14 protein-coding genes and 6 pseudogenes are annotated in these 14,244 nt (G+C 44.2%); 16 read left to right on the top strand and 4 right to left on the bottom strand.

The window, feature by feature from the left end; all coding sequences use genetic code 11:
• Positions 1-418 precede the first annotated feature (418 nt).
• The 3 genes and pseudogenes from I1H34_RS12475 to I1H34_RS12465 all read left to right on the top strand — a co-directional run.
• A complete protein-coding gene (locus I1H34_RS12475) occupies positions 419-2,146 on the top strand; it encodes a group II intron reverse transcriptase/maturase (RefSeq protein WP_212665896.1) in 1,728 nt (575 codons plus the stop codon).
• A gap of 116 nt (positions 2,147-2,262) precedes the next feature.
• Positions 2,263-2,553: pseudogene (locus I1H34_RS12470) on the top strand (DUF4351 domain-containing protein); the annotation flags it as partial.
• Positions 2,554-3,034: 481 nt separating this feature from the next.
• Positions 3,035-3,289: pseudogene (locus I1H34_RS12465) on the top strand (DUF4277 domain-containing protein); the annotation flags it as partial.
• Positions 3,290-3,322: 33 nt separating this feature from the next.
• On the opposite strand, the pseudogene I1H34_RS12460 reads toward I1H34_RS12465, so the two are convergent.
• Positions 3,323-4,507 (bottom strand): annotated as a pseudogene (locus I1H34_RS12460) (ISKra4 family transposase); the annotation flags it as partial.
• A 63-nt stretch (positions 4,508-4,570) separates the two neighbouring features.
• Here I1H34_RS12460 and I1H34_RS12455 point away from each other — a divergent pair.
• Positions 4,571-5,400, top strand: a protein-coding gene (locus tag I1H34_RS12455) for an IS1 family transposase (RefSeq protein WP_212662238.1) whose coding sequence is annotated in 2 segments (ribosomal slippage) — positions 4,571-4,912 and positions 4,915-5,400 — 828 coding nt in all. Because the reading frame shifts where the segments join, the coding sequence is not laid out codon by codon here.
• Here the strand turns inward: I1H34_RS12455 and I1H34_RS33245 are convergent.
• Positions 5,398-5,586, bottom strand: a pseudogene (locus I1H34_RS33245) (ISKra4 family transposase); the annotation flags it as partial. The gene I1H34_RS12455 and the pseudogene I1H34_RS33245 sit on opposite strands and share 3 nt — an antisense overlap.
• Positions 5,587-5,862: 276 nt before the next feature.
• On the opposite strand from I1H34_RS33245, the gene I1H34_RS12445 reads away from it, so the two are divergent.
• The 8 genes from I1H34_RS12445 to I1H34_RS12410 all read left to right on the top strand — a co-directional run bounded on the left by I1H34_RS12445 (position 5,863) and on the right by I1H34_RS12410 (position 9,762).
• Positions 5,863-6,075 (top strand): hypothetical protein, encoded by a 213-nt coding sequence (locus I1H34_RS12445; protein ID WP_212665894.1) that lies wholly within the window; start codon positions 5,863-5,865, stop codon positions 6,073-6,075.
• A 234-nt stretch (positions 6,076-6,309) separates the two neighbouring features.
• Positions 6,310-7,395, top strand: a complete 1,086-nt coding sequence (locus I1H34_RS12440; RefSeq protein ID WP_212662243.1) for an IS630 family transposase — start codon at positions 6,310-6,312, stop codon at positions 7,393-7,395.
• Between the two features lie 210 nt (positions 7,396-7,605).
• The gene (locus tag I1H34_RS12435; protein ID WP_212665893.1) at positions 7,606-8,052 is read left to right on the top strand and encodes a DUF29 domain-containing protein; all 447 of its coding nucleotides are present in this window, start codon (positions 7,606-7,608) and stop codon (positions 8,050-8,052) included.
• A 27-nt stretch (positions 8,053-8,079) separates the two neighbouring features.
• Complete coding sequence (locus I1H34_RS12430) at positions 8,080-8,373, top strand: hypothetical protein (RefSeq protein ID WP_212665892.1); 294 nt, start codon at positions 8,080-8,082, stop codon at positions 8,371-8,373.
• The gene (locus I1H34_RS12425) at positions 8,370-8,636 is read left to right on the top strand and encodes a hypothetical protein (protein ID WP_212665891.1); all 267 of its coding nucleotides are present in this window, start codon (positions 8,370-8,372) and stop codon (positions 8,634-8,636) included. The genes I1H34_RS12430 and I1H34_RS12425 overlap by 4 nt, the downstream gene beginning before the upstream one ends.
• Positions 8,637-8,639: 3 nt before the next feature.
• Positions 8,640-8,822 (top strand): hypothetical protein, encoded by a 183-nt coding sequence (locus tag I1H34_RS12420; protein WP_212665890.1) that lies wholly within the window; start codon positions 8,640-8,642, stop codon positions 8,820-8,822.
• A gap of 103 nt (positions 8,823-8,925) precedes the next feature.
• Positions 8,926-9,276, top strand: coding sequence for a hypothetical protein (locus I1H34_RS12415; protein ID WP_212665889.1), 351 nt, complete (start codon positions 8,926-8,928; stop codon positions 9,274-9,276).
• 75 nt (positions 9,277-9,351) lie between these two features.
• Positions 9,352-9,762 (top strand): hypothetical protein, encoded by a 411-nt coding sequence (locus tag I1H34_RS12410; RefSeq protein ID WP_212665888.1) that lies wholly within the window; start codon positions 9,352-9,354, stop codon positions 9,760-9,762.
• Here I1H34_RS12410 and I1H34_RS12405 read toward each other — a convergent pair.
• Positions 9,759-10,181 (bottom strand): hypothetical protein, encoded by a 423-nt coding sequence (locus I1H34_RS12405; RefSeq protein WP_212665887.1) that lies wholly within the window; start codon positions 10,179-10,181, stop codon positions 9,759-9,761. The two genes, I1H34_RS12410 and I1H34_RS12405, sit on opposite strands and share 4 nt — an antisense overlap.
• Before the next feature lie 243 nt (positions 10,182-10,424).
• Between I1H34_RS12405 and I1H34_RS12400 the strand changes: the two genes are divergently transcribed.
• The 4 genes and pseudogenes from I1H34_RS12400 (at position 10,425) to I1H34_RS12385 (ending at position 13,517) form a co-directional block, all read left to right on the top strand.
• The gene (locus I1H34_RS12400; protein ID WP_212665839.1) at positions 10,425-11,777 is read left to right on the top strand and encodes an ISKra4 family transposase; all 1,353 of its coding nucleotides are present in this window, start codon (positions 10,425-10,427) and stop codon (positions 11,775-11,777) included.
• A 34-nt stretch (positions 11,778-11,811) separates the two neighbouring features.
• Positions 11,812-12,414: pseudogene (locus I1H34_RS12395) on the top strand (IS4 family transposase); the annotation flags it as partial.
• 39 nt (positions 12,415-12,453) lie between these two features.
• Positions 12,454-12,972 (top strand): helix-turn-helix domain-containing protein, encoded by a 519-nt coding sequence (locus tag I1H34_RS12390; RefSeq protein ID WP_212662770.1) that lies wholly within the window; start codon positions 12,454-12,456, stop codon positions 12,970-12,972.
• A gap of 38 nt (positions 12,973-13,010) precedes the next feature.
• Positions 13,011-13,517, top strand: a complete 507-nt coding sequence (locus I1H34_RS12385) for a transposase (RefSeq protein WP_212665886.1) — start codon at positions 13,011-13,013, stop codon at positions 13,515-13,517.
• 9 nt (positions 13,518-13,526) lie between these two features.
• Here I1H34_RS12385 and I1H34_RS12380 read toward each other — a convergent pair.
• Positions 13,527-14,235, bottom strand: a pseudogene (locus I1H34_RS12380) (IS630 family transposase); the annotation flags it as partial.
• Positions 14,236-14,244: the final 9 nt, after the last annotated feature.

The following is a 14,244-nucleotide window of genomic DNA, read 5'->3' as shown; positions in this document are numbered from 1 at the left end:
GAAACCCGGCTAGTACGTGTGCATGAGTAAAGCTCAGTGAGCCTGAATGTATGACTAAACCACCGTGAATCCCAGCCAGTGAAAAGGCTGAAATGGATATCTAGCAATGCTTAATGTCCAAACACTGGAAACAAAAGTTACTGATTTCCTGAACCTTCTCATCAGTCAAAAGATGGTTTTATACCCATAAGCGAAATCCGGTGGACAGTACGACTCTAAACACACAAACAAAGAACATCAGGAACGAAGTAACCTGACCAGTTTTCACTCTAGAAGGTCGAATATCTAGAGCAGGTACTAAACCGAATGGACTGGCAGTCAGGATGGTCTAAGAAGCTAATGCCTGGGGTAATGCCCAGGATACGCAGACGTAGACCCGATAGTACGGAATGAAGAGCCTTTAGTCAGAGTAAAGACGATGACACACTCAATTATGGGTAGTGATGAATGGACAGACATTAACTGGAAACAAGTCCAGAAGAATGTCTATCGACTCCAAACCAGAATCTTCAAAGCCAAACGTCGTGGTGATACTAAGCAGGTTCACAGACTCCAGAAACTATTGATGAAGTCCAGATCTGCCAAGCTTCTAGCAGTCAGGAAGGTGACTCAGGATAATCAAGGCAAGAAAACAGCAGGAGTGGATGGGATAAAATCCCTGACACCGGAACAACGGCTTGACCTCACGAATAACCTGTACCTAACTGGAAAATCTAAACCAACGCGACGGGTGATGATACCAAAACCCGGAACAACGGAGGAAAGACCGTTAGGAATACCCTGCATGATTGAGAGGGCAAGGCAAATGTTAGTGAAACTAGCATTGGAAGCCGAATGGGAAGCGGTTTTCGAAACCAATACCTATGGCTTCAGAACTGGTAGAGGCGCTCATGATGCAATCAGAGCAATTTTCCTTAGTATCAAGCAAAAAGACAAATATGTCTTGGACGCCGATATTTCAAAATGCTTTGACAAAATAAACCAGGAGAAGTTATTGACCAAACTGAACACATTTCCCAGCTTAAACAGGCAAATCAAAGCCTGGTTGAAATCGGGAGTGATACTAGATGGCCAATTATTTCCAACCAATGAGGGTACACCACAAGGGGGATGCATCTCCCCATTATTAGCTTTGGTAGCCCTTTATGGATTGGAAACAGCGATCAGAGGATGCGTAAATCAAGGTAAAGCACAACGTGCTTTATCGGTTGTATTCTACGCTGATGACTTCGTAGTCCTTCATCCATCGGTGGAGGTCATCCTGAAGTGTAAGCTAGCAGCCGAAACCTGGCTTAAAGAGATGTCTCTAGAATTAAAACCTAGTAAAACCCGTATCTCTCATACGCTAACACCGTACGAAGGAAATGTTGGATTCGATTTTCTCGGATTTAATATCCGGCAATATTCAGTTGGTAAATATCAATCTGGATGTCATGGAAACGGTAAGAAGCTAGGCTTCAAAACACTCATCAAGCCCAGCAAAAAGAAGGTAGCCCTGCATATTCAGAAACTTAGAGATACCATTGATGCTTACAAAACAGCGCCACAAGCGGCATTGATTAGCAAGCTCAACCCGATTATTAGGGGATGGTGTAATTACTACTCACGGGTATGCAGTAAACAAACCTTCTCAAAGTGCGAACACATTTTATTGTTTTCACAACTAAGAGCATGGGCAAGATACAGAACCGGAAATTTTAACTCCAAAACCCTGAACAAATACTGGCATTACATTGAAGATAGGCTTACTTTTTCAACCAGAAAGGGAGTGAGATTAACCCCTCATTCCTCTATCCCAATTGTGCGCCATATAAAAGTGAAGGGAGATAAGAGTTTCTTTGATGGAGATGTACTGTACTGGAGTACAAGGAAAGGCAAACACCCTGAATTACCCAACCAAGTAGCCTCACTACTAAAAAGGTACAAAGGGAAATGCCCAGCGTGTGGATTACTGTTTATCGAAGGCGATCTGATTGAGGTTGACCACAAAATTCCTAAAGTGGAGGGTGGGACAGATAGATTCGACAATCTGCAACCGCTTCATCGCCATTGTCACGATGTAAAAACCGCCCTTGATAATGCTAACCGTAAGGCTTTAGAGCAGGAAACTGAATTAGAGCCAATCGAAAGCGTCATCAAAATATAGGGCGAATGGTACTGATGACAACAGCCGTACTGTTGAGGAGCGGTGTGAGTTCGAAAGTCTCACGCACCGTTCTGAATGGGAGGGTGACAGGGTGACCTGTCACTCGACCCTAACGGTTAACATTGGAAAGGAACGTCATTAATCAAGTTCTGCGGAAAGAGATTATGCAACAGTCAGTTATCTATCAAGAGTGGAAAGAAGAATTCCTTCAAGAGGGAGAACAGAGCGGGGAAACACGATTAGTCCTTCGCCTTCTCAACCGACGTATTGGCGACATTCCCTCAGAATTGCAATCTCAGATCCAATCCCTAACTCTCGACCAACTCGAAGCACTTGGTGAAGCATTGCTCGACTTTACGGAACCTGCTGATCTAGTGAACTGGCTGGAGAAAAATCGAGCCGATTAACAAGTGACACATCGGCATGTTGAGCCAAACGCGAAATAATTTGCACCACAGAGCATGAATTCCAAGATCACACTATTAGATCAGTGATTCTTATTCCAGATTTTCTACCAGAATCGGAATTAAAAATAGCTGTGTTTAGCTACCCCTTTTCCCATAAGGATTTCAGCGTAACTAAATGTCCGAAATAGAACATTGCCTGCGCCATATTACACTAACGTTTGTCTGAGTTTTAGTGTAATATTTGCCTGCTTCTTCAAGGAAATTCTGAGGACCAGACTTTAGTCTTTCAGGCAACTGGTTACGATAATGGCTGTTATAGGAAACGGGGTGAAAATCCCTGAAATTCTTTCAGAGATTGAAAATCTGATGATATCTTTATCTTGATGAATACCTTTCAAGGGGCCATGCCAAGATACATCCGACATTCAGCAGGTACTAACCATCAAGGGATAATTTTGAGGTTGTCTCTCAACGCAAGTCCATGTATTCACCTCAAGAGATAGACGTTCAGGATATTGACCATCTCGGTATTATTGCCGGTATCGTCGATGAGATCGGCATTGTCGAAATAGTGGATCGATTATTAGGTACTCACGAGCAAGAGAATGTTAGTTGTGGTCAAGTTGTCAAAGCCCTGATTCTAAATGGTATGGGCTTTTTGAGTGCTCCATTGTACTTATTTAGTGAGTTTTTCGAAAGCAAAGCAACCGAGCACTTACTCGGTCAAGGTGTACGTAAGCGTAAATATCCTACATTAAAAGCCTAATTCTCAAGCAGCTTTTTCTTCTTCAGGAAGAACTAAATCTAGCCAATTATCACTCCATTCATTACTGATCATACTCGCCCTGATTTGCAAGACATTATGGGCACCTACCCGAGTCCATTGCATCTTCTGCTTCTTTTTATGGCGAGCATTAATGAGGGTGTCAATATGAGATTCTGCAACTTGACTGGTATAAGCTAGCCCCGCTTTATCTCGCTCGTCATAATTGACAAGATATTCACTGTTATTCTTTAAGTAATCGTATAAGCCTTTGAGCTTTGTTTGCTTCTTCTCATCTGAAATGTTGTCTCGAAGCATGGCAATCTTCTGCAGAGCATCATCTACTTTTCCATGCCATAAACTCCCCTTCGCACTATCGAGGGATTCTGCAAAGGTTTCACCCAGTGCATTGCTGACATTTCGGAATTTCTTGCCGATATGAAACCAGTCCAAGATCAGCTCTAATGCTTTGCAATGAGGCTCAAGAACTGAGATGACTGACCAGCAGTTGCTAGCACCATCGGCCAAGGCAGTGACCTGTGTCTCTTCTGTCATCCCTTGTTTAAGTGCCGCATGATGCAGATAGGTCTTGATGGTTTGCAACTCATCCTCTAAGGCGGAAACAACACAAGTCTTTTCCGTAATTTGGCGATGATGTTTATCAACTACTTCAATGGCACTAGGACGATAAACGATGCCAGATAAGGCTTCAAAACTGCGCTTGTCTTTATCTTTGGTAGGAATATGACCCCCATCGACTTGAGCAATGAGTTCTGCTGCCGGGGTGGGTAACTCTTCTTGATCTGGAGGGGTAGTGTTCGCTTGAGATAAACGCTCACCGACTTGATTGGTCACGTTTTTGATTTGGACATGGTTATTCACACTCCGGCGCTGAGCATTCAGCCGCTCCATATTATCCTGAGCTTCTCGATAGCTATGCAAGGCACCATTCTCACATTGCAGTTTTACTAAGTCAGGATGAGTATCTGTGCCAAAGACGCTCAACACCGATGGCATACTTTGCCATCGACACTCAGGATTCTTGCACCGATGTTTTTGGATACGGAGTTTATGATCGCTGAAGACGGCATGGAATGTAGATGGTTGAAAACCAAGCTTGCCTATTTTCCCACCACATTTGATGCACTGCGTAACTCCAGTATCGATGAGGGTAGATTGTTCGGATAACAGGTCGTGCCTCAAGTAATTGTGGGTTGAGTATACTAGAGGCTCAGCTCAGCTTCTAACCTACCCATGCAATGCCCACTATGCGGTCATTCCAAAGCACACAAGCATGGCAAGATGCCCAACATGCTTCAACGATACCGTTGTCCTGAGTGCCAGCAGACCTTTACTGAACGCTTTGATACCCTTTACTATCGTCGTCAGGTGAGTCCAGAGCAGGTCCGACAAGTTCTCCAAGCCCATGCAGAAGGGAGTAGTCTTCGAGGTATCACTCGGACCAGTGGCCTGGCTTACAACACTGTAGTCTCTCTAGTAAGAGCTGCTAGCCAACGATCTCAGCAACTCCATAATGGCCAAGTGCAAGCCGTTGAAACGGAGGATGTCAGTGCAGATGAAATGTGGTCCTTTGTGAAAAAAAGCAAAAACACTGTCTTCCCCATGAGCTAGAGATGGGTGATTGTTGGATGGCGATTACCTTGGCAAACACAAGCGGCGTGATCCTCTCGTGTCGTGTGGGCAAGCACACCGATTCATTATTGAATGAACTGGTGACTAGCACTGAAGGTAAGACCGATTGCAAGGACTGGAATAGCGACGATTGGGGGGGGTACGAAAGAGTGTTGCCTTGGGAGATTGACCATTACATTGGCAAGGACAGAACTCAACGACTCGAACGCACCAATGGCATTATTCGACAGCACAGTGGTCGATGGCATCGACGCCAGAACAAATTTGGCAAAGTGTGGGCGCAAACCAAAGTCACTGCTCGATTAGTGGTCAGCTATTTCAATTGGATTTGGACACACAGTCGGCTTAAAACAACGGCGGCACAACGTGCTGATCTAGCCTCGCGAGCTTGGCATTGGGATGACATACTCACCTACCCCACAATTGTTTGATGCACGACCGGATAACAGAGCACTTTGGACTTTGGAAAGCAGAGAGATTTGTTCTTCGTGACGCAATCCTAGATCTAGAATAGATTCTGGTTGCTTGATGTCATAGATTTTTAGAGTGTCTCGTTTAACGACTTCCTGAGTGGTAACCGAAACTTTCTCCACAATCACTCTAAATTCGTAGTCCATCTCTCACCGTTACTCTCGAACCTCTGCAAGAGATAGAGTAACACTAAAAACTTGAATAATGTACAAAAATTACGCTTTCAGGCACGACCAGTGGTTTTAACTCGGGCATCGCAGAACTTTGGACGGTGATGCGGTGCCTTTGTTTTGTTTGGGAAGTATCCCTTACATCTATAAATATAACTCTAATGTAACTCCATATCAACTCTATGGCGATACTTTTTTAGAGTTGTCATAGGTGCATTTGTTGAGCTACTATGGTGGCAGAGTACACTTGATATGGAGTTACAAATGCCTATATCCGTACTAATGCCTGCAAAAAAGAGAACCCCTGCAATCAAGGTGTCTGTATATCTTGATGAGGATATGAAGGAAGATTTAGAAGCTGTTGCTACTGCAAAAGGACTCTCTGTAAGTAGCCTTCTTAAAATGCTTGCTGCCAAAGAGATCAGAGAAAGTGTTCAGGAAGGGATAATTTCTTCAAATTCTTAGTGGTGTGATTCTCTTTGTATTTAATCGGCATACCCAAAGACAGACACAGATATTTTGTTAAGCGGTAAATGTGATGACCAGCAGCAACCTCGAACGATGGACTGATGATCGGCTATAGATCTTCAGAAAAGCATCCGTGGTTTTAGCGACACTACATCTTCATTAAATATAGTAACTAGCTCCTGATACTCTTAGCTCTGGCAAGGATTTCAAGATTATCAGAGGTCATCCAGTATGCTCGCACAATTCAAACTGCGCTTTACCCAATCAACACGCAAAAAGATTGAAGCTAAACTGCGCCAGGCATACGGGAGTCAGAATTTACGTCTGGTCAAACGTATTAGTGCTTTATTGCAGCTTGGTCAAGGTGGTTCAGTGGCACAGGTAGCTGAAACATTGGCACTAGGCGAACAAACGATCAGGGATTATCTGCATGCATTTCTAAAACGAGGTATCGCTAGCTTTAGATACAAAGCGTCTCAAGGACGTCGCAGCAAACTCACTCCACGGCAACGACAACAGCTCAAGTCATGGATTAAAGCAGGTCCGCTCAAAGCTGGATACGAGTGTGGTTGTTGGAGTGCATTAATGGTTCAAGACCTGATTGCGAAACGCTTCAATGTTTCCTATCATCCCCATTATGTGAGTACTCTACTGAGGAACTTAGGCTTTTCATTTCAAAGAGCACGGTTTGTTGCAGCTCATCTCAATGAAGCCAAGCGACAAGAATGGATGACACACAAATGGCCTGAGATTTTGCGTTTATCAGCAGCCAAAGATGCCCTAATTTTATTTGGGGATGAGGCCAGTTTTGCGCAGTGGGGGTCGTTAAGCTACACCTGGAGTCTTCGTGGAGACCAGCCAACATTGCCCACCAGTGGTAAACGGAAGGCTTACAAGGTGTTTGGATTAATTGATTATCATTCTGGTCAGTTCTTCTATCAAGGTCAGACGGGACGCTTCAATTCTGAAGGGTATACTGCTTTTCTAACTCAAGTACTCCAGCAGACTCACAAGCATATTATTCTCATTCAGGACGGGGCTAGATATCACACCAGTAAAGCAACTAAGCAGTTCTTTGACCAGCAATCCGCTCGCCTTACTCCTTTCCAATTACCCACATATTCTCCTGACTTCAACCCAATTGAATTCTTGTGGAAGAAACTCAAAAAACGCAGCACACACCTACGGTTCTTCAAGCAATTTGATGACTTAGTTCAGCAGGTCGATGAGGGGCTACTGTACTTTAGTCAGACTCCCAATGAAATTACTGTCTTAATGGGCAAATATTGCAAAACCTTGGGTACACAAGCTGCCTAGCTAATCACGGATCTTTATCTGTAGATCTATAGATGCCCTTACAGCTTCTACTCAGAGCTTGCTTGCTGCAACCCAGGCAAATACTAAGGCTATTAAGCGATTAATCAACAATCAATTGTCTATGCAAACACTGCACGGTCAGGTTGCAGAGCAATCTTTGCAGCTCAAGAGAACTGTTGACTATTTGTTGAGCAAGGATGGAGGGCAATCATGACCACCAATATACGCACCCTATATAACCGTGATGTCGTGGAGTGGGCTGATAGACAGGCTCAACTGTTACGTGATCGCCAGTTTGACTTACTCGATATGGAAAACTTGATTGAGGAAATTGAGGATTTGGGCAACCGCCATCGGGATAAAGTAAAAAGCCAGCTCAAGCGGATGCTTTGGCATTTACTAAAAATGAAATATCAGCCATCTAAGCACACCGATAGCTGGGATTTCACCATAGTTGATGCTGCGAACCAGATTAAAGATGAGTTTGAAGATCGCCCCTCCCTGCGTCGTCACCTAGAGGAGTCCTTTGATCTCTGCTATAAACGGGCGCGACGAGATGCAGCCAATGAAACGAGGCTTGATATTTCCACTTTCCCTGTGCAATGCCCTGAGAACATCAAGACCAAAGCATGGGCGCTGATCAACAGTGATGACTAGAATTTTGATGGTGGATTAGATTCAGCGATGAACTTAGATAACCAGGACACAGCCCCAACTCGTTTTGCTTCTTTGGTGAGCTTTTCCAAAGACTTATTGCCTAGTTTGGCTGTGATTGGTCTTCTGGGTTGTGGTTTATTCTTCCTGATCAACGCCAGTGTTGCAGCTATCGTTCCAACGATTGAAAGCAGGTTACTCGACAAAATTATTGATAACAGGATACAGATTGAGTTATTGCGTAAGGACGTGAATACACAGTTTGAGGGAATCAACCAACGGCTGGATCGGATTGAGCAACTATTGCAGCAGGATAAACCATGAATAGTGGAAACCTACAACGATGGACCGATAACTGGCTTGATGCCCTCGCAGCCTCTATCCAGAGCCTGCTTGATGCAACCCAGGCTAATACTGCAACAATCAGTCAAGTCTTGGAGCAGCAAAAAACTATGAACAAGAAAATCGATTTGTTGATTGAGGGTCAGCTAGCAATGCAGACCTTACACGGTCAATTGGCAGAGCAAACTTTGCAGCTCAAGCAGACTATTGATTATTTATTGAGTAATGATGGAGAGCAATCATGACTAATGGAAGCTGAAGAAATTATCATTCGCTACTACGGCAAGCCTATTCCTGTAATGGTTGATCCTGGCAAAAACCATCCACGACATGAGCGTGATTTATTGCTAGGGTGGATTGATAAGGAGGGACACAAAAGCCCTGTACTCAAGAGTTTTCCTAACGCTAAGATTATGGCAAAAATTGAGTGATTAGTTTTGAAGGATACTCTTTTGATCAGATTTTGTGTCTAAAATCAGCTCCAACATATAAATATTTGGCCTTAATTGCGTTTAACAAGACAAATCATCTTCTATGGACGGAAATCAAGGATTAGAACCCCTATCCAACCAGCTCAAGGTTGGCGATGTCTTAGAGCTAACCCTTATTGATGAAAACTGCACACCAAAACAGAAAGTTGAGATTCCCATCGCTTGTAAGCATGTGACAAAATCCCATATCTTTCTCGACTTTCTTCCCCATACCCTCAGCGTAAACTTTGAAAAGTCTGAAAGTGAGCTAAACAATGACTGGCTCGATCTGACCATTGACCACATGGACATCTTCGATCCTGAAAAGGCGTATATTGCCGCCTGTGACAAAGGTAGATCTTGGAGCAATCAACTAGTGATGTGGAAGAAGAAAACCAGTCATCCCAATTCTTGATAGAACCTGGTTTATGCTCGCATCTCTTGCTTAAATCAGTAAATTTGTACTGGATGTAGAGAGAGAGTTTTCAAAATGATCAGTATCCCCTCCCTAACCCTGGAACAATTAGAACTCCTTAGACTTGCCAAGGAACATTCTGTTGAAGAACTTGAGCTTGCCTATGAATCTCCTGTTAACAGCGCAGTAGAGCCACCTGTGGGGCATCCTGCCTTCATTCAAGGGCTTCTTAATGCAGGTCTTATCCTAGTAAAAAACAAAGGAACTTTTTTGAGAGCTTCAGAATATCAGCAAGAGAGCTGGGCGAAATTTTGTGAAGATATAGACCATCCAACTCAGGGAGATTGGGACCAGTGGCGCAAGGTGTTTATTTCTTCTAATAAGGAAGAAATAGACTTTCTTATGCATCCAGGGAAGAGCTTCAAGAAATTCAGTAATGTTTGGATACGTAAGATAGGCGTTAAGGTCGTTCAGCCTAGAAACTAAACCTTGTTCAATCCCAGATCAACAATCACCCGCTTTATCCTGTCTTTCCCCGGTGCCCACTTATCCCCCTCAGTCATCCTCACCACCTCTCCCCAAGCCTTAAGCTGATTAGCCCTCGACAGCTTTACCAATGGCCGAGCAGCACTCTCAGACTGAGGAAGCACATCAAAATGCTCCTGCAAGAACAATACGAGTTCAGCCGCTTGAATACAGCGAAAAGCATGGATGTAAGTAACCCCAAGATTTTCTTCCACATAGACCTTAAAGCCCTTAGAGTCTGGTAAATACAACTTGTTGTCTTGAATGACTTTCAAAGCCAACCCAGAAGACAACAGAGCATTCGTTCCAGTTTCAGTCGGTTCCAAAAATATTTCTTCCAGCTCCGTTAAGCCTTTAGATTTAAATTCCTGCAAGTCCATATCATTCAAGGCTAGAAATCAGAGCCAGGTGAATTATAGCAAGCCCTCCTTTATCCGAAATCATTACTAGGCAATATACAATCCGTACAGAAAGTGAATTAGTCTCATGCCAAACTTAATCAGCAAATTAATCACAGCCAAGACCGCAGACCCCAAAGGCGACTGAAAGCGTAATTTTTGTACATTATTCAAGTTTTTAGTGTTACTCTATCTCTTGCAGAGGTTCGAGAGTAACGGTGAGAGATGGACTACGAATTTAGAGTGATTGTGGAGAAAGTTTCGGTTACCACTCAGGAAGTCGTTAAACGAGACACTCTAAAAATCTATGACATCAAGCAACCAGAATCTATTCTAGATCTAGGATTGCGTCACGAAGAACAAATCTCTCTGCTTTCCAAAGTCCAAAGTGCTCTGTTATCCGAACAATCTACCCTCATCGATACTGGAGTTACGCAGTGCATCAAATGTGGTGGGAAAATAGGCAAGCTTGGTTTTCAACCATCTACATTCCATGCCGTCTTCAGCGATCATAAACTCCGTATCCAAAAACATCGGTGCAAGAATCCTGAGTGTCGATGGCAAAGTATGCCATCGGTGTTGAGCGTCTTTGGCACAGATACTCATCCTGACTTAGTAAAACTGCAATGTGAGAATGGTGCCTTGCATAGCTATCGAGAAGCTCAGGATAATATGGAGCGGCTGAATGCTCAGCGCCGGAGTGTGAATAACCATGTCCAAATCAAAAACGTGACCAATCAAGTCGGTGAGCGTTTATCTCAAGCGAACACTACCCCTCCAGATCAAGAAGAGTTACCCACCCCGGCAGCAGAACTCATTGCTCAAGTCGATGGGGGTCATATTCCTACCAAAGATAAAGACAAGCGCAGTTTTGAAGCCTTATCTGGCATCGTTTATCGTCCTAGTGCCATTGAAGTAGTTGATAAACATCATCGCCAAATTACGGAAAAGACTTGTGTTGTTTCCGCCTTAGAGGATGAGTTGCAAACCATCAAGACCTATCTGCATCATGCGGCACTTAAACAAGGGATGACAGAAGAGACACAGGTCACTGCCTTGGCCGATGGTGCTAGCAACTGCTGGTCAGTCATCTCAGTTCTTGAGCCTCATTGCAAAGCATTAGAGCTGATCTTGGACTGGTTTCATATCGGCAAGAAATTCCGAAATGTCAGCAATGCACTGGGTGAAACCTTTGCAGAATCCCTCGATAGTGCGAAGGGGAGTTTATGGCATGGAAAAGTAGATGATGCTCTGCAGAAGATTGCCATGCTTCGAGACAACATTTCAGATGAGAAGAAGCAAACAAAGCTCAAAGGCTTATACGATTACTTAAAGAATAACAGTGAATATCTTGTCAATTATGACGAGCGAGATAAAGCGGGGCTAGCTTATACCAGTCAAGTTGCAGAATCTCATATTGACACCCTCATTAATGCTCGCCATAAAAAGAAGCAGAAGATGCAATGGACTCGGGTAGGTGCCCATAATGTCTTGCAAATCAGGGCGAGTATGATCAGTAATGAATGGAGTGATAATTGGCTAGATTTAGTTCTTCCTGAAGAAGAAAAAGCTGCTTGAGAATTAGGCTTTTAATGTAGGATATTTACGCTTACAGAACGGGATAGGAGACCACCAAGTTCAATGGCAAAAGCCCACACGGTGTCCCGCCCACATGAGTGCAACGGAGTTTGCAGAGATTCCCAAAACGTTGACAGTCAGGGAGGTATCGCTACGTCTATCGCGTCGAGGCTTTCGAGACCAGTTCATTATCGTCGTCACAACCTTACTGGATGCTCAGCGCTATAGTGCTAAACAATTGACTCGCTTGTACGGATGGCGATGGCAGGCGGCTGAAGTCAATTTGAGACACCTCAAAACCACCTTAAAGATGGAAATGCTCACAGCAAAGACACCTGAAATGGTGCGCAAGGATATTTGGTCTCATTTGCTAGGCTACAACTTATTGAGAAGTCTCATGGAACAGGCTGCCCCATGGGCAGAATATGACCGCTCTCGACTCTCTTTACAAGGGGCTCGACAACACTTTAATCAGATGCTGGTTTTGTTAGCAACGGCCACACAAGCTATACGTCAACGGTTGTATGCTCATCTGCTTGAAAATATTGCTACTGACCTTCTGCCTGTTCGACCCCATCGGCTCGAACCCAGGGTCGTTAAACGAAGACCTAATACCAATTTGTGTTTTGGGATGTAATTTAGATAGGATCTAATCCTATGTTCATTCCATAAGTATATGAGTCGAGTTAGTACAGTTAAACCGCATCTAACAGTGGATGAGGTGAAAGACAAAATTGCCACGGCTCCGACTGCCCGCTGTCAGCAAAAATGGATGATTATTTATAACGCCCTGGTAGATCCTCGCCCAGCTATCGAAATAGCCACGCATACTGCTACTAGTCTTCGAACGGTCCATCAGGTGATTTCCGCTTACAATCGCCTAGGAGCAGCAGCAATTGCTCCTAGGGCTAAACGGAAGAAGAATCCCGGTGCTTATCTGAGTATCGAAGAAGAGATTGAATTTTTAGAATCGTTTATTGAACGTGCTCAACAAGGTCATTTAACAACGGTTCAAGAGATCCAAACGGCCTTTGAGACTAAAGTGGAGACGTCAGTGGCACCCAGTACTATCTATCGTTTGCTAGACCGACACGGATGGCGCAAACTCATGCCTCGTCCGTCCCATCCCAATGGAAACAAAGCGGCACGAGAGGCTTTTAAAAAAACTTTCGGGGGCTGGTCCAAACCGCTGTAGCAGATCGCTCAGCTGAAGACCAACGTCCCATTGTGATCATGGCAGCAGACGAAGGGCGCTTTGGTCGTCTAGGGCAAGTAAGAAGAGCTTGGTGTGCTCCTGGAATTCGACCCGAAAGTGGGCAGCAGCTTGTCCGTGAATATCTCTATGGCTATGTTGCTGTTGCTCCTGCGTTAGGAAAGATGAGTGCTTTAGTCTTACCCTTTTCCAATACTCAGATGATGAACTTATTCCTAGCACAAGTGGCGGATGAATTTTCAGACTATTTTGTGGTGATGCAGGTCGATGGAGCGTCTTACCACACCGGAAAGAAGCTCGTCATTCCAGACAATATACGCTTGATTGTTCAGCCTCCTCGAAGTCCACAACTCAATGCTGTAGAGCATATCTGGGAGGAGGTGAAAGAAAAGCACTTCTACAATCAGGTTTTTGATTCTTTAGATGAGGTATCCGATACCTTGTGCAAGGGACTCAAAGAACTCATGGATTTACCCGATAGGCTGACTTCTATGACCAATCTTCCTCATATGAGAATTACGATTTAAAACGCAAATTGGTATTATTCCAAAATACTCCTCGCCACTATGGGCATCAACACAAAGGAAACCGTTGAGTTTCTTGCGAACCCGCTCATTGCTCGGAACCTCTGGACGAGTATTGCGTTCTGCCCAGCCATAGAATAAATTGGGACGCTCAGAGACAGCAAACTCATCAAAAAATACGATGCGCTCACCTGGTTGTAGCGATTGCAGTTTTTTTTACTGCTGCTACCCATTCTTGCTGGGCTTGCGGATCAGCATTTGCATAGTCGCGGTGGGCTCGCTGGTAAGACAACCCCAACTCCGAGAGCAATTCATAAATACGAGAGTCTTTCAACTGCACCTCGAAGCGTTGCTCAATTACAACTGACAAAATAGCCCCCGTCCACATATTGCGATCAATGCCATAGTCTGTCGGGTGTTGTGTTAGCACCATTTCTTTGAGTTGCTGTTGTTGTTCTGGAGGCAACCGACTTGGTTTTCGATGTCGAATGGGTTGGACTAAACCTCTCAGTCCGCCGTCGAGAAATTTGTCTATCCAACACGTTAAAGTGTCATAGCGACACCCTACTTGCTTACTCGCTTGGGCACGACTCTGTCCTTCATGCAAGAGTTTAATAGCGGTTAATCGCTGGCGAATGTATTGTTGTTGATTGCGATTGTAGAATTTCTGCCACTCATCTACATCAAAAGGCTTATCTCGAAAGGCTTGTGTTCGGTTCACTGCGTCTAT

This window comes from Acaryochloris marina S15, assembly GCF_018336915.1.
In the GTDB taxonomy this organism is placed as follows: Bacteria; Cyanobacteriota; Cyanobacteriia; order Thermosynechococcales; family Thermosynechococcaceae; genus Acaryochloris; species Acaryochloris marina_A.
The sequence above is the reverse complement of the archived record's forward strand: the minus strand, read 5'-3'. Positions and strand labels throughout refer to the sequence as shown.

Bases quoted from the DNA above. Each gene is read 5' to 3' on its own strand.
- I1H34_RS12420 (WP_212665890.1), top strand. From the start codon at position 8,640: ATGGAAGCTGAAGAAATTATCATTCGCTACTACGGCAAGCCTATTCCT.
- I1H34_RS12400 (WP_212665839.1), top strand. From the start codon at position 10,425: ATGGACTACGAATTTAGAGTGATTGTGGAGAAAGTTTCGGTTACCACT.
- I1H34_RS12440 (WP_212662243.1), top strand. From the start codon at position 6,310: ATGCTCGCACAATTCAAACTGCGCTTTACCCAATCAACACGCAAAAAG.
- I1H34_RS12415 (WP_212665889.1), top strand. From the start codon at position 8,926: ATGGACGGAAATCAAGGATTAGAACCCCTATCCAACCAGCTCAAGGTT.
- I1H34_RS12425 (WP_212665891.1), top strand. From the start codon at position 8,370: ATGAATAGTGGAAACCTACAACGATGGACCGATAACTGGCTTGATGCC.
- I1H34_RS12385 (WP_212665886.1), top strand. From the start codon at position 13,011: ATGGCAGCAGACGAAGGGCGCTTTGGTCGTCTAGGGCAAGTAAGAAGA.
- I1H34_RS12435 (WP_212665893.1), top strand. From the start codon at position 7,606: ATGACCACCAATATACGCACCCTATATAACCGTGATGTCGTGGAGTGG.
- I1H34_RS12430 (WP_212665892.1), top strand. From the start codon at position 8,080: ATGAACTTAGATAACCAGGACACAGCCCCAACTCGTTTTGCTTCTTTG.
- I1H34_RS12405 (WP_212665887.1), bottom strand. From the start codon at position 10,181: ATGGACTTGCAGGAATTTAAATCTAAAGGCTTAACGGAGCTGGAAGAA.
- I1H34_RS12475 (WP_212665896.1), top strand. From the start codon at position 419: ATGACACACTCAATTATGGGTAGTGATGAATGGACAGACATTAACTGG.
- I1H34_RS12445 (WP_212665894.1), top strand. From the start codon at position 5,863: ATGGAGTTACAAATGCCTATATCCGTACTAATGCCTGCAAAAAAGAGA.
- I1H34_RS12410 (WP_212665888.1), top strand. From the start codon at position 9,352: ATGATCAGTATCCCCTCCCTAACCCTGGAACAATTAGAACTCCTTAGA.
- I1H34_RS12390 (WP_212662770.1), top strand. From the start codon at position 12,454: ATGAGTCGAGTTAGTACAGTTAAACCGCATCTAACAGTGGATGAGGTG.